This is a genomic window from Kitasatospora cinereorecta (genome assembly GCF_024172095.1).
Classification (GTDB): domain Bacteria; phylum Actinomycetota; class Actinomycetes; order Streptomycetales; family Streptomycetaceae; genus Kitasatospora; species Kitasatospora cinereorecta.
Genome location: NZ_JAMZDX010000006.1, coordinates 600,878 through 626,201 on the forward strand (window position 1 = coordinate 600,878; position 25,324 = coordinate 626,201).

Annotated in this window: 20 protein-coding genes; 14 read left to right on the forward strand and 6 right to left on the reverse strand. The window is 72.6% G+C overall.

Features of this window, described 5'->3' with window-relative positions:
- Positions 1-2 precede the first annotated feature (2 nt).
- Positions 3-1,397, reverse strand: a complete 1,395-nt coding sequence (locus FHR36_RS32065) for a glutamate decarboxylase (protein WP_253802883.1) — start codon at positions 1,395-1,397, stop codon at positions 3-5.
- Between the two features lie 259 nt (positions 1,398-1,656).
- On the opposite strand from FHR36_RS32065, the gene FHR36_RS32070 reads away from it, so the two are divergent.
- Complete coding sequence (locus FHR36_RS32070; protein WP_253802886.1) at positions 1,657-2,202, forward strand: Uma2 family endonuclease; 546 nt, start codon at positions 1,657-1,659, stop codon at positions 2,200-2,202.
- Here the strand turns inward: FHR36_RS32070 and FHR36_RS32075 are convergent.
- Positions 2,196-2,759 carry a hypothetical protein gene (locus FHR36_RS32075; protein WP_253802888.1) on the reverse strand — a complete coding sequence of 188 codons (564 nt, stop codon included), beginning with the start codon at positions 2,757-2,759 and terminating at the stop codon, positions 2,196-2,198. The two genes, FHR36_RS32070 and FHR36_RS32075, sit on opposite strands and share 7 nt — an antisense overlap.
- Positions 2,760-2,992: 233 nt before the next feature.
- Here FHR36_RS32075 and FHR36_RS32080 point away from each other — a divergent pair, with 233 nt between their 5' ends.
- Together FHR36_RS32080 and FHR36_RS32085 are read left to right on the forward strand one after the other, a co-directional pair.
- Positions 2,993-3,364, forward strand: coding sequence for a hypothetical protein (locus tag FHR36_RS32080; RefSeq protein ID WP_253802890.1), 372 nt, complete (start codon positions 2,993-2,995; stop codon positions 3,362-3,364).
- A 160-nt stretch (positions 3,365-3,524) separates the two neighbouring features.
- Positions 3,525-4,733 carry a M20 metallopeptidase family protein gene (locus tag FHR36_RS32085; RefSeq protein WP_253802892.1) on the forward strand — a complete coding sequence of 403 codons (1,209 nt, stop codon included), beginning with the start codon at positions 3,525-3,527 and terminating at the stop codon, positions 4,731-4,733.
- A gap of 104 nt (positions 4,734-4,837) precedes the next feature.
- Here FHR36_RS32085 and FHR36_RS32090 read toward each other — a convergent pair whose 3' ends face one another.
- Entirely contained in the window at positions 4,838-5,845 is a 1,008-nt protein-coding gene (locus FHR36_RS32090; RefSeq protein ID WP_253802894.1) for an Lrp/AsnC family transcriptional regulator, read from the reverse strand.
- Between the two features lie 161 nt (positions 5,846-6,006).
- Here FHR36_RS32090 and FHR36_RS32095 point away from each other — a divergent pair, with 161 nt between their 5' ends.
- Entirely contained in the window at positions 6,007-7,554 is a 1,548-nt protein-coding gene (locus FHR36_RS32095; RefSeq protein WP_253802896.1) for an MFS transporter, read from the forward strand.
- On the opposite strand, the gene FHR36_RS32100 is transcribed toward FHR36_RS32095, so the two are convergent.
- The 3 genes from FHR36_RS32100 to FHR36_RS32110 form a co-directional block, all read right to left on the reverse strand.
- Positions 7,515-8,351 (reverse strand): hypothetical protein, encoded by an 837-nt coding sequence (locus FHR36_RS32100; RefSeq protein WP_253802899.1) that lies wholly within the window; start codon positions 8,349-8,351, stop codon positions 7,515-7,517. The genes FHR36_RS32095 and FHR36_RS32100 overlap by 40 nt on opposite strands.
- Before the next feature lie 129 nt (positions 8,352-8,480).
- The gene (locus FHR36_RS32105) at positions 8,481-9,689 is read right to left on the reverse strand and encodes a metallophosphoesterase (protein ID WP_301330895.1); all 1,209 of its coding nucleotides are present in this window, start codon (positions 9,687-9,689) and stop codon (positions 8,481-8,483) included.
- Between the two features lie 148 nt (positions 9,690-9,837).
- A complete protein-coding gene (locus tag FHR36_RS32110) occupies positions 9,838-11,013 on the reverse strand; it encodes a LacI family DNA-binding transcriptional regulator (protein ID WP_253802902.1) in 1,176 nt (391 codons plus the stop codon).
- Between the two features lie 284 nt (positions 11,014-11,297).
- Here FHR36_RS32110 and hisC point away from each other — a divergent pair, with 284 nt between their 5' ends.
- From hisC to cydD, 10 genes are all read left to right on the forward strand, one after another.
- A complete protein-coding gene (gene hisC / locus FHR36_RS32115) occupies positions 11,298-12,368 on the forward strand; it encodes a histidinol-phosphate transaminase (protein ID WP_253802905.1) in 1,071 nt (356 codons plus the stop codon).
- Between the two features lie 277 nt (positions 12,369-12,645).
- Positions 12,646-13,998: an efflux RND transporter periplasmic adaptor subunit gene (locus FHR36_RS32120; RefSeq protein ID WP_253802909.1), complete on the forward strand. Its 1,353-nt coding sequence runs from the start codon at positions 12,646-12,648 to the stop codon at positions 13,996-13,998.
- The gene (locus tag FHR36_RS32125) at positions 13,998-14,771 is read left to right on the forward strand and encodes an ABC transporter ATP-binding protein (protein WP_253802912.1); all 774 of its coding nucleotides are present in this window, start codon (positions 13,998-14,000) and stop codon (positions 14,769-14,771) included. The genes FHR36_RS32120 and FHR36_RS32125 overlap by 1 nt, the downstream gene beginning before the upstream one ends.
- Positions 14,768-15,976 (forward strand): ABC transporter permease, encoded by a 1,209-nt coding sequence (locus FHR36_RS32130; protein ID WP_253802915.1) that lies wholly within the window; start codon positions 14,768-14,770, stop codon positions 15,974-15,976. Before FHR36_RS32125 ends, FHR36_RS32130 begins: the two co-directional genes overlap by 4 nt.
- Before the next feature lie 9 nt (positions 15,977-15,985).
- Positions 15,986-16,579, forward strand: a complete 594-nt coding sequence (locus FHR36_RS32135; RefSeq protein WP_253802917.1) for a DUF5666 domain-containing protein — start codon at positions 15,986-15,988, stop codon at positions 16,577-16,579.
- Positions 16,580-16,672: 93 nt separating this feature from the next.
- Positions 16,673-17,452 carry a response regulator transcription factor gene (locus FHR36_RS32140; protein WP_380231368.1) on the forward strand — a complete coding sequence of 260 codons (780 nt, stop codon included), beginning with the start codon at positions 16,673-16,675 and terminating at the stop codon, positions 17,450-17,452.
- Positions 17,453-17,456: 4 nt separating this feature from the next.
- A complete protein-coding gene (locus FHR36_RS32145; RefSeq protein ID WP_253802922.1) occupies positions 17,457-18,911 on the forward strand; it encodes a sensor histidine kinase in 1,455 nt (484 codons plus the stop codon).
- 247 nt (positions 18,912-19,158) lie between these two features.
- The gene (locus FHR36_RS32150) at positions 19,159-20,700 is read left to right on the forward strand and encodes a cytochrome ubiquinol oxidase subunit I (RefSeq protein WP_253802924.1); all 1,542 of its coding nucleotides are present in this window, start codon (positions 19,159-19,161) and stop codon (positions 20,698-20,700) included.
- 10 nt (positions 20,701-20,710) lie between these two features.
- Positions 20,711-21,712 carry a cytochrome d ubiquinol oxidase subunit II gene (gene cydB, locus FHR36_RS32155; RefSeq protein WP_253802926.1) on the forward strand — a complete coding sequence of 334 codons (1,002 nt, stop codon included), beginning with the start codon at positions 20,711-20,713 and terminating at the stop codon, positions 21,710-21,712.
- A 32-nt stretch (positions 21,713-21,744) separates the two neighbouring features.
- Positions 21,745-25,251 carry a thiol reductant ABC exporter subunit CydD gene (gene cydD, locus FHR36_RS32160; protein WP_253803251.1) on the forward strand — a complete coding sequence of 1,169 codons (3,507 nt, stop codon included), beginning with the start codon at positions 21,745-21,747 and terminating at the stop codon, positions 25,249-25,251.
- Positions 25,252-25,324: the final 73 nt, after the last annotated feature.

The following is a 25,324-nucleotide window of genomic DNA, read 5'->3' on the forward strand; positions in this document are numbered from 1 at the left end:
GCTCAGTGGTGGAACCCGACGCGGTCGCGGTCGTGGGGGTGGCCCTGGTCGAGGTGCTTGATGGCCCGGCGCATGTCCTCGGCGAGCAGCTCGATCTCGTCGCGGTCGACGCCGTGGCGCACCAGGACGCGCTGGATGACGGTCTCCTGGCGGTCCGGCGGCAGCGGGTACGAGGGGACCTGCCAGCCGCGCATCCGCAGCTGGTCGGAGAGGTCGTACAGGCTCCAGCTGACCGAGTCCGGGTCGGTGAGGGTGTAGGAGACGGCGGGCAGGGCGCCGACGCCGTCGTAGAGCAGGGTGAACGGGCCCATCTCGGCGATCTGCCCGGCGAGGTGCTGCGCGGTGTCGGCGCAGGCCTGGTAGACCCGGCGGTACCCCTCGCGGCCCAGGCGCAGGAACATGAAGTACTGGGTGACCACCTGGCCGCCGGGGCGGGAGAAGTTCAGGGCGAGGGTGGGCATGTCGCCGCCGAGGTAGTCGACGTGGAAGACCAGCCCGTCCGGCAGCGCGTCCTGGTCGCGCCACAACGCCCAGCCCACGCCCAGCGGGGCCATCCCGTACTTGTGGCCGGAGGCGTTGATCGAGGCGACCCGCGGCAGCCGGAAGTCCCAGACCAGGTCGCGGTGGAGGAACGGCGCGATGAACCCGCCCGACGCCGCGTCCACGTGCACCGGGACGTCGATGCCGGTCTCCACCTGGAGACGGTCCAGCTCGGCCGCGATCTCCGCCACCGGCTCGTACGTGCAGGTGTACGTCACGCCGAGGATCGCGACCACGCCGATGGTGTTCTCGTCGACGTACTCGCGCAGCTGGTGCGGCTGCAGGCCGGTCGCCCCCGGCTCGACCGGCACCTGGCGCAGCTCCACGTCGAAGTACCGGGCGAACTTCTCCCAGCACACCTGGACCGGCCCGCACACCAGGTTCGGCCGGTCCGTCGACTGGCCCGCCGCCCGCCGGCGGTCCCGCCAGCGCCACTTCAGGGCGAGGCCGCACAGCATCGCCGCCTCGCTGGAGCCGGTGGTCGAGCAGCCGACCGCGTTGGCGTCGGCGGAGCCGGGCCCGGCCGGGGCGTGCCACAGGTCGGCGAGGATGTTCACGCACCGGGACTCGATCTCCGCGGTCTGCGGGTACTCGTCCTTGTCGACGATGTTCTTGTCGAGGCAGAGGTCCATCAGGCGGCGGACCTCGTCGTCGGTCCAGGTGGTGCAGAAGGTGGCGAGGTTCTGCGCGGCGTTGCCGTCCAGCAGGAGCTCGTTGCGCAGCAGCTGGAAGACCACCGGCGGCGGCGCCGGGAAGTCCGGCATGGCCCGCTTGGGCAGGGGGCGTTCGCTCAACGGTGAGGCGAAGATGTCGACGGCCGGGTCGGACGCCGGTTCCTGTGCGCTGTGGAGAGCCACCGGTGGGTCCCCTCTCGTATCGGTCCACTGGTCCGAGTCGGACACTACGGAGCCCGGGGCGGCTCGGCCCGTGGAACTACGCCATCCCGGGCCCGCGGCGCCGTCCCAGGGCCGTCCCAGGGCCGTACGACCGGGAGGTCCTGGCGTCCGAGAAGGAGGAGGCGGCATCGCCACCATCGTCCCGGCCCGACCGCGTCCGCACGGTGGTGCTCGGCCGACTGCCGGTAGCGTGGAGCCGGGCCGCTCGCCTGGAGGACAGATGAACCCCGAGCACATCGCGCTCATCGAGGAATTCCGACGGTCCGCTCCGTCCAACTTCAAGATCGAGTTCTCGGGTGACGTCATCATCGTGCAGGCGTCTCCGTCGGCCATCCACGAGCGGAACCTCTCCGTGGTTCGCCGGCAGTTCGAGGCACACGCGCCGGCCGGCTACCTCTCGACGGGCAACCTGGACCTGACTTCTCCCCAGGTCGCGAAGCTGCGGAACCCCGATCTCACGTACCTGCCCGAGGACGCCATGGCCAGTACGGAGCACAGCGTCCCGGCGGAGCTGGCCCTCATCGCCGTCGAGATCGTCTCGCCGTCCAACCCGGAGAACGACTGGGTCGGCAAGCTGCGCGACTACCCGCAGATGCAGATTCCGCTCTACCTCGTGGTCGACGCCACCCAGAAGACCGTCACGCTCTTCCGCGAGCCCGAGGCCGGGCGCTACCGGATGCGCGAGGACGCCGACTTCGGGGAGGCAGTCCACATTCCCGAACCGTTCGGGTTCACCCTCGACACGTCGGTGCTGCTGCCTTACTGACGTGTCCTCCGGCGGTGGTAGTGGACGGTGAGGGTGGCGAGGAGGGGGCCCCAGGCGGCGAGGGGGAGGTAGGCGAGCCAGAAGACGGGGGTCTGCCAGCCGTGGGTGAGCGCGGTGGCGGGGTGGCCGTTGAGCATGCGGCCGCAGGCGGCCATCAGCAGGGAGTGCGGGAAGACCATAAGGACGGCGGCGCCGAGGCCGGCCGGGACGACGGCGGCGAGGGTGGGGACGGGGCGGCCGCCGAGGTGGGGGATCCAGCGGGGCCAGGTCTCGCCCCAGTCGGCGACCAGTCCGACGGCGAGGAAGGCCAGGGCCTCGCTGACCACGCTCAGCACGATGACGTACCAGGTCGCGTCCCCGATCAGGACCGGGCCGTGGCCGGGTGGGGGCGCGTCGAGCCGTTCGACCAGCGGGGCGTCGAAGGTGAAGGCGGCGATCCGCCACACGCAGGACGGCAGCACGGTCAGGGTGACGGCGTAGGCGGCGCGGACCGCCCAGCGGGGGACGCCGGGGGCGGTGCGGCCGTGCAGGCGGGTCAGGGCGGTGCTGACGGTCATGGCGATCCTCCGTGGGAGCGGCGGGAGTTGGTGTCCCGTCGGGTCCCTTCGACGATCGCAGCGGCGGTGGCGGGTGGGCGTCGTCGGACGGAGGGATCCGGCTCCCCCACCGGGGGGACAAGGGGGGTCGGAGGGTCGGTAAAGAAAAGGGAAGACGCGCGTGGGCAAAGTCCAGTACTGTACGCGGGCGCGTCAAACCTTATGCATACCTTATGTCTAGTTTGGGAATCTCTGTGAACCTCGACTTCAGCGTTGAGCCCCTTTTCTCCTGGTACGTCGTGCTCCTTCTCATCAGCGGTGTCGCGATGGTGGGCATCGGCGCGGTCGCTTCTTCGGGCCTCAGCGCCGGATGGCGCGTCTTCAACGTGATCGCCGGTGTCGGTTTCGTCGGTTACGGCATCTACCTCGGGTTCATTTTCGAGGGCGGCACGTACATCATCTTCTTCAAGGCCTTCATCCTGCCGGTGCTGATGATCGTCAACTTCGTCCGCTCGCTGGCCAACCGCAGCAACAAGCCGGCTCCGGTGCAGGCCTCGATGGTGGCCCCGGCCCCGGCGCCGGCCGACGCCGTCCCGGCCCCGGCTGCCGAGAACCAGGTCCACTGACCCCGCACGCATCCTGCGGCGCCCTCTCCCGTTGCTCGGGTGGGGGCGCCGCGGCGTTTCCGTGCGCGGTGCCGGGCGGGTGGACGGATCCTTGCGCGGGGGCGGGGTGGGGGTGGCGGGCGGGTGACGATGCGGGGACCGTCTACCCCGAGGAGTGGCCATGTCGGCTTTCCGTGATCCCGCTGGACTCCGTGCGGCGGCCGAGGCCCTGCAACCCGAACTCGTCGAGCTCCGGCGGGCGTTGCACCGGGAGCCGGAGATCGGGCTGGAGGTGCCGCTGACCCGGGCCAAGGTGCTGGCCGCGCTGGACGGCCTCGGCCTGGAGATCGTCCTCGGTGAGCGGCTCGGCTCGGTGACCGCCGTCCTGCGCGGCGCCCGCCCGGGGCCGACGGTGCTGCTCCGCGCGGACGTGGACGCCCTGCCCGTCCAGGAGGACACCGGACTCCCCTACGCCTCCGAACTGCCCGGTGCGATGCACGCCTGCGGGCACGACCTGCACACCGCCGCGCTGGTCGGTGCCGCCCGGCTGCTGGCCGAGCGGCGGGAGGAGATCGCCGGCAGCGTGGTCCTCATGTTCCAGCCCGGTGAGGAGGGCGCGGGCGGGGCGGCGCTGATGGTGGCCGAGGGGGTGCTGGAGGCGTCGGGGGAGCGGCCGGTGGCGGCGTACGCGCTGCACGTGGGCGCCTCGCTGCTGCCGAGCGGCTGGGTGGCGACCAGGCCCGGGCCGGTCCTGGCAGCGTCGGACTCGCTGCGGGTGGTGCTGCGCGGCCGGGGCGGGCACGGGTCGAGCCCGCACCTCGCGCTCGACCCGGTGCCGGCGGCGTGCGAGGCGGTGCTGGCGCTGCAGTCGATGGTGACCCGCCGCTTCGACGCCTTCGACCCGGTGGTCCTGACGGTGGGCAGCCTGCACGCCGGCACCGCGGAGAACGTCATCCCGGACGAGGCCGTGTTCGCCGCGACCATCCGCTCCTTCTCCCCCGAGGCCCGGACAAAGGTGCTGGCCGAGGCGTTGCGGGTGGTCCGCGGTGTCGCCGAGGCGCACGGCCTGGCCGTCGACGCCAAGATCGACGAGGGCTACCCGGTCACCGTCAACGACCCGGCCGAGGCGGCCTACGCGGCCGACACCGCGCGGACCCTGCTCGGCGCGGACCGGTACGTGGAGATGCCGCGCCCGGTCACCGGTTCCGAGGACTTCGGCGTCCTGGCGGCGCTCGTCCCCGGCGCGTACCTGATGGTCGGCGCCTGCCCGGCCGACCGGGATCCGTTCACCGCGCCGTACAACCACTCGCCGCAGGCGGCCTTCGACGACGCGGTGCTGGCGGATGCGGCGGCTCTGCTGGCCGCGCTGGCGCTCGGAAAGCTCGACTGACGCACAGTCCGGGAGATGGTTGGAAATCAGAATGCTGATGAAAAAATGAATGTGGTGGGCAATCACGGCCATGGCTGTGCGTCAATCGAGCATCTGACGACTGCTCAATCCCCGGCCCAGGGATCGATGGGAACGTAGTCCACCGCCCGACCCTCCGCGTCCAGGAGTCGCCCCACCAGCTTCACCGTTCGCAGGGTGACCTGGCGGTCGCGGATGCGGATGTCGGGAAATCGGTGGGCCAACTCCTCTTCCAATTGCCGCAGTTCGACCATTCGATGGACGATCAGGTAGAGGGCGAGGTTGGCCGGGCCGACGGTGACGGCGCACATGCGGGCCTGCGGCAGGGCGGAGAGCCACTGGGCGGCCTGTTCGAGGTGGCCGGCGGGGGCGTCCAGCCAGAGCATGGCCGCCACCGGGTTGCCGGTCACCCGGGGCGAGGCGTCGCAGCGCAGGACCAGCCGTCCGGAGTCGCGGAGTTCGGCGAGGCGGCGGCGGACGGTGGTGGCCGGCAGGCCGGTGCGGTCGGCGAGTTCGGCGTACGGCATCCGGCCGTCGCCGCCGAGGGCGTGGAGGAGCGCGAGGTCCTGCTCGATCTGGCGGCCCGACGGCCGACCGGGGCGGCCTGCGGCCGGGCCGCCGATGGCGCGGCGCTGTTCGGCGTCCAGCGCGCCGTCGCTCCACCGGCTGCCCTCGCGGACGGTGCGTTCCACCAGCGAGGTGCGGGTGCGCAGGACGCCGGGCACGGCGCCGACGCGTTCCAGGATGTAGCGGGTCAGCGAGGCGGGGTCGAGTGCGCCGACGGTCAGCAGCAGGTCGGCGCCGCCGGTGACCAGTTCGATCGAGGCGGTCTGCGGGTGCCGGGCGAGGGCCGCCGCCACCTCGGTGACCCGGTCGGCGGGGCACTCCACCTCGACCAGTGCGGTCAGCCCCCGACCGATCCGGTCGGCGGACGGGTAGCAGGTCACCCAGGCGTCGCCGGTGGCGGCCAGCCGGGCCCAGCGGCGGGAGAGCGTCGCCGGGTCGACCCCGAGCGGTCCGGCCAGCCGGGACCACGGCGCCCGCGGGTCCAGCCGCAGGGCGTCGACCAGGGCCAGGTCCAACTCGTCGATCATGGCCGATCCTTGCGCGGGGAGGGCGACAGCTGCCGATTCGTGCGCTGCGCGGGGACAGGGCCACCAGGCTAGCCATCCTTGCCGCCACCCCGCCGCCGGGCCGACCCGCGTCCGGGGCACCGCCGATCCGAGTCCGACCTCCGTCCCCCAGGGAGCCGCCGATGCGTGACACCGACAGCAGGACCGGCCTCGGCACCGCCGGTCGGCGGCCCGCTCCCAGGCCGGCCGGTTCGCTGCGAGCCGTTCCCCTGCTGGCCGCCGTCGAGTTCGCCAGCGGTGTGCTGCAGGGCGGCTTCCCGATCCTGCTGCCCCGGCTCGGCGAGCGGCTGCACCTCGACGCCGGCGATCTGGGCCTCGCCCTCGGCGCCGAGTTCCTGGTCGCCGGAGTCGCCGTCCCGCTGACCTCCCGCCTCGGCGACCTGTACGGACACCGGCTGCTGCTGCGGATCACCACCGTGCTCACCCTGCTCGGCGGGGTGTGCACCGCCTTCGCCGACTCCCTGCCGATGCTGCTGCTCGGCCGCGCCCTCGGCGGCTTCCTCGCCTCCTGGCTGCCGCTGGAGTTCGCGCTGCTGCGCGACCGGCTCGGTGAGGAGCGGGGCAGCCGGGCGGTCGGCCCGCTGGTCGGCGCGCTGACGGTCGGCTCCACCCTGGGCGCGGTGGCGGTGGGCGGACTCGGCGCCTCGCCGGCCGCCACCCGGCCGCTGCTGTGGGCCCTGGCCGCACTGCCCGCGCTCACCCTGCCGGTGGTCTGGCGGCTGGTCCCGGAGTCCGCCACCCGGGCCCGCGGCCGGATCGACTGGGCCGGCTCCGCCCTGCTCTCGCTCGGCCTCGCCCTGCTGCTCTGCTCGCTCGCGGGAAGCGCCGCCCTGCCCGCGGCGGCCACCGCGGTGGCGGCGACGCTCGGACTGGCGCTGCTCGCACTCTTCGTCCGCCAGGAGCTGCGCACCGCCGAGCCGATGGTCGATGTCCGGGTGCTCTCCCGCCGGGCCACCGCACCGGTCTTCGTGCTCAGCTTCCTGCTCGGTTGCGCGCTGTACGGGGCACAGGGGCCGACCCTGGCGTTCCAGGCGGCGGATCCGGCCGCGACCGGGTACGGCCTGGCGGCCGTGCCGCTCCAACTGGGCCTGCTGGTGCTGCCGCAGACGCTGGCCGCGATGGCCGGCGCGCTGGTCGCGGACCGGTTGGCCCGCCGGTACGACGCCGCCAGGATGCTGGCGCTGAGCTTCGCGCTGTGCGCCGGCGGCTACGGGTCGATCGCGCTGGCGCACGCCGCGTTCTGGCAGTTCGCGACGGCGGGCGCGGTCACCGGGTTCGGCGCCGGGCTCGAACTGAGCCTGCTGCCGGGGCTGCTGATCCGCCGGCTGCCGGCGGAGCAGACCGGTATCGGTACGGGGGTCTACAACACGCTGAAGTCGCTGGCCGGGGCGGCGGCGGGGGCGGGCGCGGCCACGGTGCTGGACCGGCTGCTGCTGCGTCCGGGCGTGCCGACCGAGGGCGCGTACACCGGGATCTGGCTGTGCTGCGCGCTGGCGTGCGCGGCGGGCGTGCCGGTGGTTGTCGCGGTGGGTGGTGCGCGCGCCGCGGCGCAACCCCGGCCCGAGCGCCCCGCGACCGACCGCCCAGCCGCCGAGCGCCCCGCGCACGGCCGGGAGCCGGCCTCGGCGGGTCAGACGTCGTCGGGGCCGGTGAAGTCCGGCGAGGTGTAGCCGGGGCTGGTGAACTCCGCGGAGCGCGGGGTGCGGCCCTGCGGGTCGGTGAGGCCCTCGACGCCGGGGCTGGAGAAGCCGGGGCTGGAGAAGGTGCCGCGGCTGTAGCCGGGGCTGAGCAGGTCGGGCGGGACGGGGCGTCCGGTCGGCTGCGGGGAGAGCGCGGGTTCGCTGTCGAGGTTGGCGAGCAGCCAGGGCAGCAGGGCGCGTTCGCGCAGGGCGGTGTGCCAGGCGCGGCGGGCGTCGGCGAGGTCGGCGTGCAGCTGCGGGTCGTGGCCGCCGGGCGTGGCGGAGCCGTCGCGGACGGCGGTGAGCACCAGGCCGATGCTGCCGACGCACAGCGCGGCCACACCGGCCGCGAGGGAGACCCAGCCGGCGGTGACGACGGTCCGGCCGAGGGTGAGGTCGGGCGCGCCGGCGCGCAGCGCGTACCCGATCAGCAGCAGCAGGAGTGCGGCGGACCAGGCCAGGATCGGGGCCAGCACGGTCAGCACCGGGAAGAAGCCGGCGCCCTCCTCGGAGCGCAGCCGCCCGGAGAGTTCGCCGAGGGTGGAGTGGGCGGGCGCGGGCGTCTCGGCCAGGCTCGCCCGCAGCGCGCGGTAGTGCCGGTACTCCTCCGCGGCGCCGGCGGCGATGGTTCCGGCCTCCAGCATGGCCTTGGTGTGGAGCTGTTCGGCGTTGAGGTGGTCACCGGGGGTGCGCAGGGCGTCCCGGACGGTGGCGTCACGCAGTGCTTCGTCGAGGATGCGCGCGAAGTCTGGGCGGTCCTCGGCGAGCAGGTGCGGGGCGTTGCTCATGGGTACCCCGTTCCGCAAGGTCTACGGAGTGGACTCGGTGCCTTGATGGTAGGGGTGTGCGGGAGCGCGGTGACAGACTGTTTCCAGAACTTCAGTGTGGTCAGCGCCCTTGCAGCGTTCGACAGTTGTTCAGTTCAGCGGAAGTCGGGCGACCAGCAGGCGGCCTTCCATGGTGACGCCGCCGTCCATCGCGATGGCCAGTTCGTCGGCGTAGATGTACGGTCCGGGCACGTGCGGCGGGGTGCCGTCGTCGGGGTGGTCGGTGCCGGTCAGGTACGGGATGGGGCTGTGGCCGTGGACCACCCGGTAGCCGCCGTAGGTGGAGAGCAGCTCCTGGGCGGCCATGGTGCCGGACTGTCCGCGGAAGGCGAAGCGCTTGGTGAACTTGCGGAAGCAGTCCCACAGCTCGTCGATGCCCTCGTCGGCGAGCAGGGTGTGCACGGCGTCGTTGACGTCGTCGATGGTCTCGCCGTACTCGAGGTAGGCGGTGGTGTCGGAGTGCAGCATCAGGTGCCCGTCCTCGATGCCCATGGCGGGCAGCCGGGAGAGCCAGCTGACGTGGTGCGGCTCCAGGCGCTCCAGGTCGTGCTGCTGGCCGCCGTTGAGCCGCCAGGCGGCGAGGAAGGAGGCGGTGCCTGCGGTGGACTGCACCGGCTCGTCGCCGTACCGGGCTGCGCCGAGGAAGAGCAGCTCGTGGTTGCCCATGAGGGCGCGGCAGTAGCCGCCGGCGGCGGCGGCCTCGGCGGCCAGCTGCATCACCAGGTCGATGACGCCGATGCCGTCCGGGCCGCGGTCGGTGAAGTCGCCGAGGAACCAGACCCGTGAGCGCCCGGCGGACCAGTGGCCCTCGGTGTCGATCAGGCCCTGCTGGTGGAGGGCGGCGAGCAGCTCGTCCAGGTACCCGTGCACGTCGCCGATGACGTAGAGCGGGCCGGGGCCCTCGCCGGGCTCGGGCTGCGGGTAGGGGAAGTGGACCTCCGGGACGTCCGGCACGGGCGCGATGGGCGGGCCGAGCTCGATGGTCGGCGGGTCCTCGTGCTGCGCGGGCCCCTCGGCCGGGGCCGGGGCGCCCTGCGGGTCCTCGGCGCCGCCGTTGGGCGCGTAGTGGCCGGGTGCCTGGGCGGTGGCGGGGCCGGGGTACGGCGCACCGCCGGGGGCCCAGTGCTGCTCCAGGTAGCGCGCGCCGCCGTAGCCGCTGTTGGTCTCCTCGTAGGAGTACCCGGCGGCCTGCTCGGGGGGCTCGAAATAGGAGCCGTAGGGGAGCACGTCGAGGTCCTGCTGGTGGCGGGTTCCCGAGAGTGGTGGCTCGGGCTCGCGGAAGAGGTCCTCGGGTGTCATTCGACCATCATAGGAAGAGCACTCTCCCGGCGTCCTCACCTGGTCGGTATCCACATTCTTCGGGGCGTCACCCGATGGTGGTGCCCGCCCGGTCTGCCCCGGTCTGGGATGGAGCGGACCGTGGGGCGGGAGCCGGGCGGGCGGGGGATCACAGTTCGCCGGGCGTACGCGGCGGGCTGACGGTGGTTCGGGGACTGCGTCGCTGCGAGGAGGCCCGGACGATCAGCTCGGTGGGCATCAGGGTGCCGGGCGGCGGACCGGTCCCGGCGGTCCGGTAGCGCGGCGGGAAGAGCCGGCCGCCGGTGCCCGGGTCGGCGGTGGCCCCGCCGGTGCCCGAGTCGATCCCCTCGATCGCGTCGATGAGCAGGTTGACCACCGTGGTGCCGATCCGTCGCGGCTTGAGCGACAGGGTGGTGATCGGCGGCTCGGTGCCGGCGTACACGTCGCTCTCGCTGCAGCACACCAGCAGCAGGTCGTCGGGCACCCGCAGGCCGTACCGGCGGGCGGCGGCCAGCAGGTCGGTGCCGTTGGGGTCGAACAGGCCGTAGACCGCGTCCGGGCGGTCCGGGCGGGCGAGCAGCCGGTCGGCGGCGACCGCGCCGGCCGCCGGGTCGTGGGCGGGATAGGTCTCGTAGACCGGCTCCTGGCCGACCCGGCCGCACCAGCCGAGGTAGGCGTCGGTGGACAGCCGGGTGTAGGTGTCGGTGGAGGTGCCGGTGAGCAGGCCGATCCGGCGGGCGCCGGCCTCGCTCAGGTGGTCCAGGATGCCCAGCACGGCGGCCTCGTGGTCGTTGTCGACCCAGGCGGTGACCGGGCAGTTGCCCGGCTTGCCGTCGCTGACCACCGGGACGCCGGACCGGTAGAGCTCGCTGACCAGCGGGTCCTGGTCGGGTGGGTCGATCACCACGGTGCCGTCCAGGGCGATGTTGCTCCAGACGTCGTGCCGGGAGGAGGCGGGGAGCACCACCAGGGCGTAGCCGCGGCTGAGCGCGGCGCTGGTGGCGGCCCGGGCCATCTCGGCGAAGTAGGCGAACTCGGTGAAGGTGAAGGGCTCCTCGCCGTAGGTGGTGACGGTCAGTCCGATCAGGCCGGACCGTCCGGTGCGCAAGGTCCGGGCGGCGGCGGACGGGCGGTAGCCCAGGCGCTCGGCGACCTCGCGCACCCGGCTTCTGGTCTCGTCCGGCAGGCGGCCCTTACCGTTCAGGGCGTCCGAGACGGTGGTGATGGACACGCCGGCGGCCGCCGCCACGTCCCGGATTCCGGCCCGCTCCAGACGCCGCGAGGTGGTGGGTCGTCGACCGTTCTGGTTGGCTGCTGCTGTCATGGCGGACCGATCGTATGGCGCATGACGGCGTTCTGTGACCGGTTCGCTACAGGACGCTGAAGAACCGTTTCTCCATGAACGGGTCTGCACGGGACCCTTCGATACCTGCGGTTTTCCGGCCGTCTTACCTCTGACATGTGCCATCGGAACCCGGCAGAATGGCTGATCTGCACCCGTGACCCGGATGAGCATCTCACCCCTACGGGTGAGGGCGATCGGTATCGTTCAAGGCACCCGACCGGGGTGGTACGAACCTTTCGCAAGGAAGAGAAACGGAGAGACCCGTGAGTGAGCTTGGCCCCCGGCTGCGCCCGACCCTGGACGGCATCCCCACCTACAAGCCCGGCAAGCCCGCCAGCGCCGACTCGTTCAAGCTGTCCTCCAACGAGAACCCGTACCCGCCGCTCCCCGGTGTGCTGGAGGCCGCCGTGGCCGCCGCCGGCACCTTCAACCGCTACCCGGACATGGCCGTCTCCGGCCTGACCGCCGAGCTGGCGCAGCGCTTCGGGGTCCCCGCCGAGCACATCGCCACCGGCACCGGCTCGGTCGGCGTCGCCCAGTCGCTGATCCTCTCCGCCGCCGGCGAGGGCGACGAGGTCATCTTCGCCTGGCGCTCCTTCGAGGCGTACCCGATCATCACCCAGGTCGCCGGCGCCACCCCCGTCCCGGTCCCGCTGACCGCCGACGAGGCCCACGACCTGGACGCCATGCTGGCCGCGATCACCGACCGCACCCGGCTGATCTTCGTCTGCAACCCCAACAACCCGACCGGCGCCGCGATCCACCGGGAGGAGCTGGTCCGCTTCCTGGACGCCGTGCCGTCCAATGTGCTGGTCGTCCTCGACGAGGCCTACCGCGAGTTCATCCGCGACGAGCAGGTGCCGGACGGCATCGAGCTCTACCGCGACCGCCCCAACGTCTGCGTGCTGCGCACCTTCTCCAAGGCGTACGGCCTGGCCGGCCTGCGGGTCGGCTTCGCGGTCGCGCACGAGCCGGTGGCCACCGCGCTGCGCAAGACCGCGGTGCCGTTCGGCGTCAGCCAGCTCGCCCAGGACGCCGCGGTCGCCTCGCTGCGCGCCGAGGACGCCCTGCTGGAGCGGGTCGAAGCGCTGGTGCAGGAGCGCGAGCGGGTCTCCGCCGGCCTCACCGCCCAGGGCTGGACCGTGGTCGACTCCCAGGCCAACTTCGTCTGGCTGCGCCTGGGCGAGCGGACCATGGAGTTCGCCGAGGCCTGCGGCCGGGCGGGCGTGGTGGTCCGGCCGTTCCCGGGCGAGGGCGTCCGGGTGTCGATCGGCGAGGTGGCCGGCAACGACATCTTCCTGGCGACCGCCGAGACCTTCCGCAAGGAGTTCTGAGCCGCCGCGACGCGCGCTCCGACAGGACCGTCCCCGGATTCGGGGGCGGTCCTGTCGCGTGTCGGGAGGGCCTGTCCACGCTCGGTGGCGGGGCGGGTGAACCCGGGGCGGGGAAATCCTGGGAACTTCCTGACAGTTCGTTCAAGGGTTCACCGCTGCCGGGTAGCGCGCCCACCCCTGGCGGGGCGATAACTCCGTAATGTCCGGATTGCTGGGTTCAGCCGACTCCCAGGCACCGCCCAGGAGTGCGCAAGGGCGTCCGGCGAAGCTGTCCGCCATGAAGGTACTTCCGCGACGGCGTGGTGCCGTCCTCGTCAACTCCGCGCTCGGCGTGGCCCTGCTGGGCGGGGCCGCGCTGGCGTACACCACCCTGGACGGCGGGACCAGTACGGCCGCGAGCAAGGCCCGGGTCCGGACGGCGACCGTGGCCAAGGGCACGGTCCTGGCCACCGTGTCCGGATCCGGCACACTCACCTCGCCGTCGGACTCGGCGCAGGACTTCACCACCGGCGGCAAGGTGACCGCGATCAAGGTGGCGGTCGGCGACGCGGTCAAGAAGGGCCAGGTGCTGGCCACCGTCGACACCACCGCCGCCCAGCAGCAGGTGAACGCCGCCGAGTTCGCCCTGAACGCGGCCGAGGCCAACCTGACCAAGGCCGAGGCCGGCGAGACGGTGACCACCACGGTCGCCGGCGGCGGCCAGTCCGGCGGCGGCGGCCGCGGCGCCTCGGCGACCCCGCAGCCCTCCACCACGACCACCACCAAGGTCGACCAGGCCCAGGTGGCGCAGTCCCAGCAGCAGGTGGACACCGCCGAGACCAACCTCACCAACGCCAAGACGGCGCTGGCCGGCACCACGCTGACCGCCACCGCGGACGGCACGGTCGCCTCGGTCTCCGGCAAGGTCGGCGACACCGTCTCCGGCAACGGCACCAGCTCGACGGGTTCCTCCACCGGTGCGGGCTCCGGCGGCTCGGGCTCCGCCAAGTCGTCCACCACCACCAGCTCCTCCGCCGCCCCGAGCGGCTTCATCGTGCTGACCAACCCGACCGGGATGCAGGTCGCCGCCTCCTTCTCCGAGCTCGACTCGCTCAAGCTGAAGAAGGGCCAGGCGGCCACCGTCGCGCTCAACGCGCAGTCCGACACCAAGCTCAACGCGACCGTCCTGTCGGTCAGCTCGCTGCCCTCCAGCTCCACCAACGGTGCGGTGCAGTACGGCGCGACGCTGCAGATCAGCGGTGACACCAGCAAGCTGCGCACCGGCCTGAGCGCCACCATCTCGGTGGTCACCGGTGAGGCCGACAACGCGCTCTCGGTCCCGACCGCGGCGCTGGCCGGCACCGGCTCCTCCCGCACCGCGACCGTGGTCCATGACGACGGCACCACCGAGCGGGTCCAGGTCGCCGTCGGCGTCGAGGGCGACTCCACCGTGCAGGTCACCGACGGCCTGACCGAGGGCGAGAAGGTCGAGCTGACCACCACCACGGCGGGCACCGGCAACGGCTTCCCGTCCGGCAACTTCCCCGGCCTCGGCGGCGGTGGCGGCTTCACCGGTGGCGGTGGCGGTGGCGGTGGCGGCGGCCGCGGCGGTGGCGGCGGTGGCACCGGCGGCGGCGGAGGCACCCGCTGATGGCGGCCGGCAAGCCCCCGGTGATCCAGATCCGCCGGGTCACCAAGTCGTACGGCCACGGCGACGCCACCGTGCACGCCCTGCGCGGCCCGTCCGCGCCGGACGGCAGCCCGCTCGGCGTCAGCCTGGACATCGAGGAGGGCGACTTCGTCGCGGTCATGGGCAGCTCCGGCTCCGGCAAGTCCACCCTGATGAACATCCTCGGCTGCCTGGACGTCCCCACCGCCGGCCGCTACCTGCTGGACGGCATCGACGTCGGCCACCTGGACGAGGGCCAGCTCTCGCTGGTCCGCAACCGCAAGATCGGCTTCGTCTTCCAGTCGTTCAACCTGGTCCCGCGCACCACCGCGCTGGCCCAGGTCGAGCTGCCGCTGGCGTACGCGGGCGTGCGCGCCGCCGAGCGCCGCCGGCGCGCCCTCGCGGCGCTCTCGCTGGTCGGCCTCGGCGAGCGGGCCGGGCACAAGCCCAACCAGCTCTCCGGCGGTCAGCAGCAGCGCGTCGCGGTCGCCCGGGCGCTGGTCACCTCGCCGGCGATGCTGCTGGCCGACGAGCCCACCGGAAACCTGGACAGCCACTCCACCGAGGAGGTGCTCGGCATCATCGACCGCCTGAACGCCTCCGGCCGGACCGTGGTGATGATCACCCACGAGGACGAGGTCGCCCGGCATGCCAAGCGGGTGATCCGGCTGGTCGACGGCGCGATCATCAGCGACGTCCGGCAGGCCGAGGTCGACGGTCCGCCGCCGGCCCTCGCCGTGGAGGTGGGCGTGTGATCGCCTGGCAGATGCTCCGCTTCGCGGTCGGCGGCCTGGCCGCCAACAAGGTGCGCTCCGCCCTGACCATGCTCGGCGTCCTGATCGGCGTCGCCTCGGTCATCCTGCTGCTCGCGGTCGGCAACGGCTCCTCGGTCGCGGTGAAGAACTCCATCACCGCGCTCGGCACCAACTCGCTGACCGTCTCCTCCAGCGCGCTGCGCGGCTCGGCCACCGCCGCCAAGAAGCTCACCGTCGACGACGCCAAGGCGCTGGCCACGGCCGCCGCCTCCGACTCGCCGGCGATCAAGTCGGTCGCCCCCGTCGTCACCACCACCGGCACCGCGCTGTACGGGAACATCTCGTACCAGCCCGGCTCGATCGTCGGCACCTACCCGGCGTACTTCGAGACCTCCAACCAGAAGGTGGCGCACGGCGACTACTTCTCCGGCGACGACGTGCTGAACGCCCGCAAGGTCGCGGTGATCGGCTCCACCACCGCCAAGCAGCTCTTCGACACCGAGGACCCGGTCGGCAAGTCCATCACCATCGGCGGCACCCCGTTCACCGTGGTCGGCGTGCTGCAGACCAAGGGCGCCACCGGCTTCAACGACCCGGACGACGTGGTGATCGCCCCGCTGCCGACCGTGCAGAACGCCTTCACCGGCTTCGGCTCGCTCAACCAGATCCTGGTGCAGGCCTCCTCGGCCGAGACCACCGCCGAGGCCCAGTCCGACATCACCCGGATCCTGATGGGCACCCACGCCATCCAGGACGCCACCAAGGTCGACTTCCGGATCTCCAACCAGACCTCGCTGCTGACCGCCCGGGAGTCCACCACCAAGACCTTCACCGTGCTGCTCGGCGCGGTGGCCGCCATCTCCCTGCTGGTCGGCGGCATCGGCATCACCAACATCATGCTGGTGACCGTCACCGAGCGGACCAAGGAGATCGGCATCCGCAAGGCGCTCGGCGCACCCCGCCGGGTCATCCTCGGGCAGTTCCTGGCCGAGTCCACCCTGCTGTCGGTGGTCGGCGCCGGGCTCGGCGTGCTGGCCGGCATCGTCGGCTCGCACTTCTCCATCGTCGGCATCAAGCCGGTGGTGATCCCCGAGTCGGTGCTCGGCGCCTTCGCGATCGCCGTGGCCATCGGCCTGTTCTTCGGCAGCTACCCCGCCAACCGCGCCGCCTCGCTGCGGCCCATCGACGCCCTCCGGCACGAGTAGGAGACCTCCATGTCCGACGAGCAGGAGCTGCTGGCCACCGCGCCGGACGCCCGTGACGTCACCGCCGAGCTGGCCGCGCCCCCGCGCCGCAAGCTTCCCTGGATCACCCTGGCGCTGTCCGGCTGCGTGATCGCCGTCGTCTCCTTCGCCGGCGGCGTCTGGTACGAGAAGGGCGACAGCAGCAGCACGTCCGCGGCCGGTCCCCGGGCGGGCGGCCAGGGCCAGGGCCAGGGCGGCTTCGGCGGCCAGAACGGCACCGGCCGCCGCAGCGGCGGCGGCCAGAACGGCCAGGGTCAGGGGCAGGGCGGCGGCTTCGGTGGCCAGAACGGCGGCGGTTTCACCCGCGGCACGGTGAAGGCGGTGGACGGCACGACCGTCTACCTCACCGACGCCCAGGGCAATACGATCAAGGTCACCACCGGGGACTCGACCAAGGTCACCATGAACAAGGAGGGCAAGGTCGCCGACCTCCAGCCCGGCCAGAGCGTCACGGTGGTCGGCACCAAGGGCGCCGACGGCGGCTACACCGCCACCCAGCTCAGCGAGGGTGCGGCCGGCTTCGGCGGCGGCCGTCCGGGGGCCGGCGCACCGAGCAACGGCTGATCCGGCGCGGTCGTCGGACGACTGACCGGGGAGGAAACCGGGTGATTCATACAACTTTCATCCACCCGGCGTAGCCTCCCCGGGCTATCGTCCATGCAGAGCAATCGACCGGGAGGCGGATCAGTCGTGTCAGGGACAGTACAGGTGGCGAACACCGGCGGCGAGGCATTCCTGCTGGTCGTCGATGACGAGCCCAACATCCGTGAGCTGCTCTCGGCCAGCCTGCGCTTCTCCGGGTTCCGGGTCGCCTCCGCCGCCACCGGCGAGGAGGCGCTGGCCGCCGTCGCCACCGAGCGCCCCGACCTGGTGGTGCTCGACGTGATGCTGCCCGACCTGGACGGCTTCACCGTCGTCGAGCGCCTGCGCGACCAGGCCCAGTGGCCGCACAGCCCCGAGCACGTCCCGGTGCTCTTCCTGACCGCCAAGGACGGCACCGGCGACAAGGTCCAGGGCCTGGCCGTCGGCGCCGACGACTACGTCACCAAGCCGTTCAGCCTGGAGGAGCTGATAGCCCGGATCCGGGCGATCCTCCGCCGGGCCGGCGGCCCCTCCGACGACGGCCGGCTCACCGTCGCCGACCTCACCCTCGACCCGATCGCCCACGAGGTCACCCGGGCCGGCCGACAGGTCTCGCTCTCCCCCACCGAGTTCAAGCTGCTGCACTACCTGATGGCCAACGTCGGCCGAGTGGTCTCCAAGGCGCAGATCCTCGACCACGTGTGGGCGTACGACTTCGGCGGCGACCTCTCCATCGTCGAGTCCTACATCTCCTACCTGCGCCGCAAGCTCGACTCCGGCCCGACGCACGGCCCCAAGCTGATCCACACCGTGCGCGGCATCGGCTACGCGCTGCGCCGCCCGCCCCAGGGCTGACCTCGTGGCGGCCCGCTTCTCCCTGCGCACCCGGCTGCTGGTGCTGGCCCTGCTGCTGGTCACCACCGGCCTGGTGGTCAGCGACGTCCTGGTGCTCCACACCGTCCGCGGACAGCTGGTGGACCGGGCCGACGATCAGCTGCACCGCATGGGTGAGCAGATCTCCCGGCGCGCCCCCGGCCGGGTCACCCAGCAGAACTCCAACGGCCTCTTCAACGCGGCCGGCCGCCGGGTCGGACTGCCCAGCCAGTTCGTGGTGCAGTGGCTGGGCGCGGACGGTTCGGTCCAGACGACGCAGCGCCAGCCGATGGTGGACACCGACCCGACGCCTCAGGTCCCGGGTCTGACCGCGGCCGTGCTGGCCCAGCGCAAGGGCCATGCCTTCTCGACCCCCTCCGGGCGCGGCGGGCACTGGCGGGCCCTGGTGCTGCCGGTCCAGCGGGCCAACCCGGGCGACTTCTCCACCTTCAGCTATGTGTTGGTCGCCGTCCCGATGGACGACGTGGAGGAGACCCTCGACCGGCTGCAGACCACCTTCCTCACCATCGGCGGCACCGTCCTGGTGGTCATCGCGGCGCTCGGCGCCTTCGCCGTCCGGGCCGGCCTGCGGCCGCTGCACCAGATCGAGCTGGGCGCCCAGCGGATCGCCGACGGCGAGCTCTCCCACCGGATGCCCGAGCTCTCCCCGCGGACCGAGGTCGGCCGGCTGTCCGCCGCGCTCAACGGCATGCTCACCCAGATCGAGACCGCGTTCGCCGCGCAGGCCGCCTCCGAGGCCCGGATGCGGCGCTTCGTCGCGGACGCCTCGCACGAGCTGCGCACCCCGCTGGCCGGCATCCGCGGCTTCGCCGAGCTGCACCGGATGGGCGCGCTGGACGACGTGGACCGGGCGATGGACCGGATCGAGTCCGAGGCGGTCCGGATGGCCGGCCTGGTCGAGGACCTGCTCATGCTGGCCCGCCTCGACGAGGAGCGCCCGCTCGACCTCGCCCCGATGGACCTGCGCACCCTCGCCGCCGACGCCCTGCACGACCTCACCGCGCTCGATCCCGGACGCCCCGTCTCACTCACCGGACCGGACGGCACCGGCGCACCCCAGCCCGCGCCGGTGGTCGGCGACGAGGCCCGGCTGCGCCAGGTGGTCACCAACCTGGTCGGCAACGCGGTCAAGCACACCCCGACCGGTACCGCGGTGCGGATCGGCGTCGGCTCGGTGAACGGCCGCTGCCTGCTGGAGGTGGCCGACCGCGGTCCGGGCCTGACCGAGGATCAGGCCTCCCTGGTGTTCGAGCGGTTCTACCGGGTGGACGCCTCGCGCAGCCGCCACGAGGGCGGGGGAGCGGGCCTCGGCCTGGCCATCGCCTCGGCGCTGGTCCGGGCGCACGGCGGTGCCATCACCCTGGACACCGCGCCCGGCCGCGGCGCCGCCTTCCGGGTGGAGCTCCCACACCAGCGCTGAGCTGTCAAGCGCCGATCAGTACACCGCGTCCTCCCGGATGCCGCTTGTGACCGGCCGAAACGCCGTCGGATCATCTGCTTGACCGAAAACCACACCCCGCCGTCGAGGCCTGCGTAAGCATGGTGGATACTCTCCTTGTGAAAGTGTTCACTTTCACAAGCGGGCAAGCTTGGCCGGGTTGGTTGCGGTTCCGTGCTAGACGTACGGCTTGTCCTGAAATACGGCAATCTCAGCAAGAGAGGGCGCAGTGGAACTAGCAGTCGCACACGAGACCATCGCGCGTTGGCAGTTCGGCATCACGACCGTCTACCACTTCCTCTTCGTCCCGCTGACCATCAGCCTGGCCTCGATCGTGGCCGGCCTGGAGACCGCCTGGGTCAGGACCGGCAAGGAGAAGTACTTCCACGCCACCCGGTTCTGGGGGAAGCTCTTCCTGATCAACATCGCCATGGGCGTGGTCACCGGCATCGTCCAGGAGTTCCAGTTCGGCATGAACTGGTCGGACTACTCCCGCTTCGTCGGCGACGTGTTCGGTGCCCCGCTGGCGATGGAGGCGCTGATCGCCTTCTTCTTCGAGTCCACCTTCATCGGCCTGTGGATCTTCGGCTGGGACCGGCTGCCGAAGAAGCTGCACTGCGCCTGCATCTGGCTGGTGGCCGTCGGCACCGTGCTCTCCGGCTACTTCATCCTGGCCGCCAACTCCTGGATGCAGCACCCCGTCGGCTACCGGATCGACCCGGCCACCGGGAAGGCCCAGCTCACCGACATCGGCCGGGTGCTGTTCCAGAACACCACCCTGGTCCAGGTCTTCCACACCATGACCGCCGCCTTCCTCACCGGCGCCGCCTTCGTGGTCGGCATCGCCTCGTACCACCTGTGGCGGGCCAAGCGCGGTAAGGAGACCGACCGCAAGAAGACCGCCTCGATGGTCACTTCGCTGCGGGTGGGCCTGGCCATCGCCGCCGTCGCCGGCCTCGGCACCGCGGTCAGCGGTGACAGCCTGGCCAAGGTGATGTTCGAGCAGCAGCCGATGAAGATGGCCGCCGCCGAGGCGCTGTGGGACACCCAGTCCCCCGCCCCGTTCTCGATCTTCGCCGTCGGTGACGTCTCCCGCGGCCACAACTCGGTCGAGCTGGAGTTCCCCGGAATACTCTCCTTCCTGGCCAAGAGCGACTTCAGCTCCGCCGTCCCCGGCATCAACGACACCGCCGCCGCCGAGGCCGCGAAGTACGGCGGGCAGCCCAGCGACTACATCCCGAGCATCTTCGTCACCTACTGGGGCTTCCGCCTCATGATCGGCTTCGGGATGACCTCGTTCGTCGCCGCCGTCATCGGACTGTGGACCACCCGGCGGAAGTTCTGGCTCGCCCCCGAGCACCGCACCGCCGAGGACGAGCCGCCGAAGCTGATGCTCACCAAGCACCGCGAGATGAGCACCTTCTTCACCCGGTGGAGCTGGCGGATCGGCATCCTCACCATGGGCTTCCCGCTGATCGCCAACAGCTTCGGCTGGATCTTCACCGAGATGGGCCGCCAGCCCTGGGTGGTCTTCGGCCTGATGCGCACCGCCAACGCCGTCTCCCCCAACGTCAGCGAGGGCGTCCAGCTCGGCTCCCTGATCACCCTCACCACGCTCTACGCGGTCCTCGCGGTGATCGAGGTCAAGCTGCTGGTCAAGTACGCCAAGCCCGGACCGGTCACCTCCGAGCGGCCGCCCGCGAAGGACCCGACCCTGCGCGGCCCGTCCTCGGACGAGGACGCCGACAAGCCCCTCGCCTTCGCCTACTGAGGACGGACCGATGCACCTCCACGACCTCTGGTTCATCCTGATCGCCGTCCTGTGGACCGGCTACTTCTTCCTGGAAGGCTTCGACTTCGGCATCGGCATCCTGACCCGGACGCTGGCCCGGAACACCACCGAGCGCCGCGTCCTGATCAACACCATCGGCCCGGTCTGGGACGGCAACGAGGTCTGGCTGCTCACCGCCGGCGGCGCCACCTTCGCCGCCTTCCCCGACTGGTACGCCACCCTGTTCAGCGGGTTCTACATCCCGCTGCTGATCATCCTGGTCTGCCTGATCGTCCGCGGCGTCGCCTTCGAGTACCGGGCCAAGCGCACCGAGCAGCGCTGGCAGCGCAACTGGGAGCTGGCCATCTTCTGGACCTCCCTGATCCCCGCCTTCCTGTGGGGCGTCGCCTTCGCCAACATCGTGCACGGCGTCGACATCGACCGGAGCAAGAACTACGTCGGCACCTTCTGGGACCTGCTCAACCCGTACGCCCTGCTCGGCGGCCTGGTCACGCTGGCGCTGTTCACCTTCCACGGCGCGCTGTTCGCCGCGCTCAAGACCGTCGGCGAGATCCGCGACCGGGCCCGCGCCCAGGCCCGGCTGCTGGGCGCCGCCACCGCCGTCCTCGCCCTCGTCTTCCTGATCTGGACCCAGGCACACACCGGCGACGCCTGGAGCCTGGCCGCCCTGGTGATCGCCGTCCTGGCCCTGCTCGGCGCCCTCGGCGCCAACGAACTCGCCCGCGAGGGATGGGCGTTCATCCTGTCCGGGCTGACCGTGGTGGCCGCCGTCGCGATGCTCTTCCTGGCGCTCTTCCCGGACGTGATGCCCTCCACCCTCAACCCGGACTGGTCGCTGACCGTCTCCAACGCCGCCTCCTCCGCCTACACCCTCAAGGTGATGACCGTCGTCGCCGCGGTCTTCACCCCGATCGTCCTGCTCTACCAGGCCTGGACGTACTGGGTGTTCCGCAAGCGGATCGGCGTCCAGCACATCCCCACGGCCCACTGAGGCAGGTCACCATGTCGGAACGTCAGCAGCGGATGCGCCCCGTCGACCCCCGGCTGCTGGCCTACGCCCGCACCACCCGCGCCTTCCTCGCCGGATCCGTCCTCCTCGGCGGGGTGGGCGCGGTCCTGGTGGTCGCCCAGGCCGGACTGATCGCCGAGATCGTGGTCCGGGCCTTCCAGCACGGCTCGTACGACCTCACCGGGCCGCTGCTGCTGCTCGCCCTGGTCGCCGCCGGCCGCGCCCTGGTCGCCTGGCTCACCGAACTCGCCGCCCACCGCTCGGTCGCCACGGTCAAGTCCACCCTGCGCCGGCGCCTGCTCGACCACGCCACCGCCCTCGGCCCCGGCTACCTCGCCGGCCGGCGCACCGGCGAACTCACCGCCCTCGCCACCCGCGGCATCGACGCCCTCGACGACTACTTCGCCCGCTACCTGCCCCAACTCGCCCTCGCCGTGGTCGTCCCCGTCGTGGTGCTGGCCCGGATCCTCGGCGCCGACTGGGAGTCCGCCGCGATCATCGCGGTCACCCTGCCGCTCATCCCGCTCTTCATGGTCCTCATCGGCCTCGCCACCCAGGCCCGGATGGACCGCCAGTGGACCGGCCTCGCCCGCCTCTCCCACCACTTCCTCGACGTGGTCGAGGGACTCCCCACCCTCAAGGTCTTCGGGCGCGCCAAGGCCCAGGCCCGGACCATCGCCCGGATCACCGACGAGTACCGCCGCTCCACCCTGCGGACCCTGCGGATCGCCTTCGTCTCCTCCTTCGCCCTGGAACTCCTCTCCACCCTCTCGGTCGCCCTGGTCGCCGTCTCGATCGGCTTCCGCCTCGTCGACGGCACCCTCGACCTGGAGACCGGACTCCTCGTCCTCGTCCTCGCCCCCGAGGTCTACCTGCCGATCCGCCAGGTCGGCGCCCTGTACCACTCCAGCGTCGAAGGACTCACCGCCGCCGGACAGATCTTCGACGTCCTCGAAACCCCGCTGCCCACCGGCGGAACCCGACCCGCACCTGCTCTCGACCGCGCCGTCATCACCCTCGACGACGTCACCGTCACCCACCCCGGCCGTACCGCCCCGGCGCTCTCCGGCGTCTCACTGACCCTGCGACCGGGCGAAACCACCGTGCTCACCGGCCCCAGCGGCGCCGGGAAGACCACCCTGCTCGCCGTCCTGCTCGGCTTCGTCCGACCCGCCTTGGGCACCGTCCGGATCGACGGCCGCGACCTCGCCGACCACGACCTCGACAGCTGGCGCCGGCAGATCGCCTGGGTCCCCCAGCACCCCCACCTGTTCGCCGGCACCGTCGCCGACAACGTCCGACTCGCCCGGCCCGACGCCACCGACCGGCAGGTCCACGACGCCCTCGCCGCCGCCCACGTCCTCGACTTCGCCACCCCCGACACCCCGCTCGGCGAAGCCGGCGCCGGTCTCTCCGCCGGCCAGCGCCAACGCCTCGCCCTCGCCCGCGCCCTCCTCACCGACCGCCCCCTCGTCCTCCTCGACGAGCCCACCGCCCACCTCGACCCGGCCACCGAAACCGCCGTCGTCACCACCATCCGCACCCTCACCCCCACCCGCACCGTCCTCCTCATCGCCCACCGCCCCGCCCTCCTCGCCCTCGCCGACCAGCACATCCACCTCACCCCGCCTCCGACAGTTGCCGCGGGCCCTCAGGGGCTCCCCCCAACAGCTGAGGCGAGCCTTCAGGGGCGCGAGGAACCGCGCGCAGCGGAAGGCACCCCCGCGCACCCCGCCGCTGACCGCACCACCACCCCGCCCCCGACAGCCGAGGCGAGCGTTACCGGCCACAAGCCCCGCCTCACCCTCCCCACCCTCCTCGGCACCCTCGCCCTCAGCTGCGCCGTAGCCCTGATGGCCACCTCCGGCTGGCTGATCTCGTACGCGTCCCAGATGCCCCCCGTCCTCTACCTGATGGTGGCGGTCACCTCCGTCCGGGCCTTCGGCATCGGCCGCAGCGTCTTCCGCTACGCCGAGCGCCTGGTCTCCCACGACGCGGTGCTGAAGGCCCTGGCGGGCGTCCGTACGGCCGTCTACGCCCGCCTGGAGCAGCTCGCCCCGGCCGGCCTGCCCGCGTACCGTCGCGGCGACCTGCTGGCCCGCCTGGTCTCCGACGTCGACGCCGTGCAGGACCACTACCTCCGCTGGCGCCTGCCCGCCGCGGTCGCCGCCCTGGTGTCCCTTGCCGCGTCGGTCGCCATGGCGGTCTTCCTGCCCCTGGCCGGTGCCGCGCTGGCCGCCGGCCTGCTGCTGGCGGGTGCGGTCGTCCCGGTGCTGGCGGTCCGGCTGTCGGGCCGGGCGGAGCGCCGGCAGGCGCCGGCCCGCGGCGATCTCGCCGCGGCGACCGTCGACACCCTGACCGGTACGGCCGAGCTGACCGTCGCCGGGGCGCTGCCGTCCCGTCTGGCGGCCGTCCGGGCCGCGGACGCCCGGCTGACCGGCCTGGCGGCCCGTTCGGCCGCGACGGCGGCGCTCTGCGCCGGCCTGACCGCGCTGGTCACCGGCGTGACGGTGACGGTCTGCGCGGCGGTCGGCGTGCACGGCGTGGCGTCGGGCGCGCTGCCGGGCACCTGCCTGGCGGTGCTGGTGCTCACCCCGCTGGCCGCGTTCGAGGCGGTGGCGGGGATGCCGACGGCCGTCCAGTTCCGTGAGCGGGCGAGGGCGGCCCGGGCGCGGCTGGACGAGGTGCTGGCCACGCCCGCCCCGGTCGCCGAACCGGTCGACCCGCAGCCGCTGCCCGCCGACCCGCTGCCGGTCGCCGTCCGTGGGCTGACCGCCCGCTGGCCGGGCGCCGACCGGGACGCGCTGAGCGACCTCGACCTCGATCTGGTCCCCGGTCGGCGAGTCGCGGTGGTGGGACCGTCCGGGTCCGGCAAGACCACGCTCGCCCAGGTGCTGCTGCGCTTCCTGGACCAGCGCTCCGGAACCGTCACCCTGGGCGGTTGTCCACAGCCTGTGGACACGCGCGCCGCCGCGGCCGACGAGGTGCGCCGCACCATCGGCCTGTGCGCGCAGGACGCCCACGTCTTCGACAGTTCGCTGCGCGAGAACCTGCGGCTCGCCCGTCCCGGCGCCGACGAGGACGCGCTGCGCGCGGCGCTGGCCGCCGCCCGGCTGCTCGACTGGGTGGACACCCTGCCCGAGGGCCTGGACACCATGGTGGGCGAGCACGGCGCCCGCCTCTCCGGCGGCCAGCGTCAGCGCCTGGCGCTGGCCCGGGCGCTGCTGGCCGACTTCCCGGTGCTGATCCTCGACGAGCCGGCCGAGCACCTCGACCTGCCCACCGCCGACGCCCTCACCGCCGACCTGCTGGCCGCCACCGAGGGCCGTACCACCCTGCTGATCACCCACCGCCTGGCCGGACTGGACGACTCCACCGTGGACGAGGTCCTGGTCCTGGACGGCGGTCGGGTGGCCGAGCGGGGCCGCTGGTCCGACCTGGCCGCCCGGCCGGACGGCCGCCTGGCGGCCATGCTCGACCACGAGTCCCGGGCCGACGCCCTGCAGCCCGCCACCCGCTGAACCCACGCGCTGAACCCGCCCGCCCGACACACCCGCCCGCCGCCCGGCCACCGTCCGGCGGCGGGCACGACCA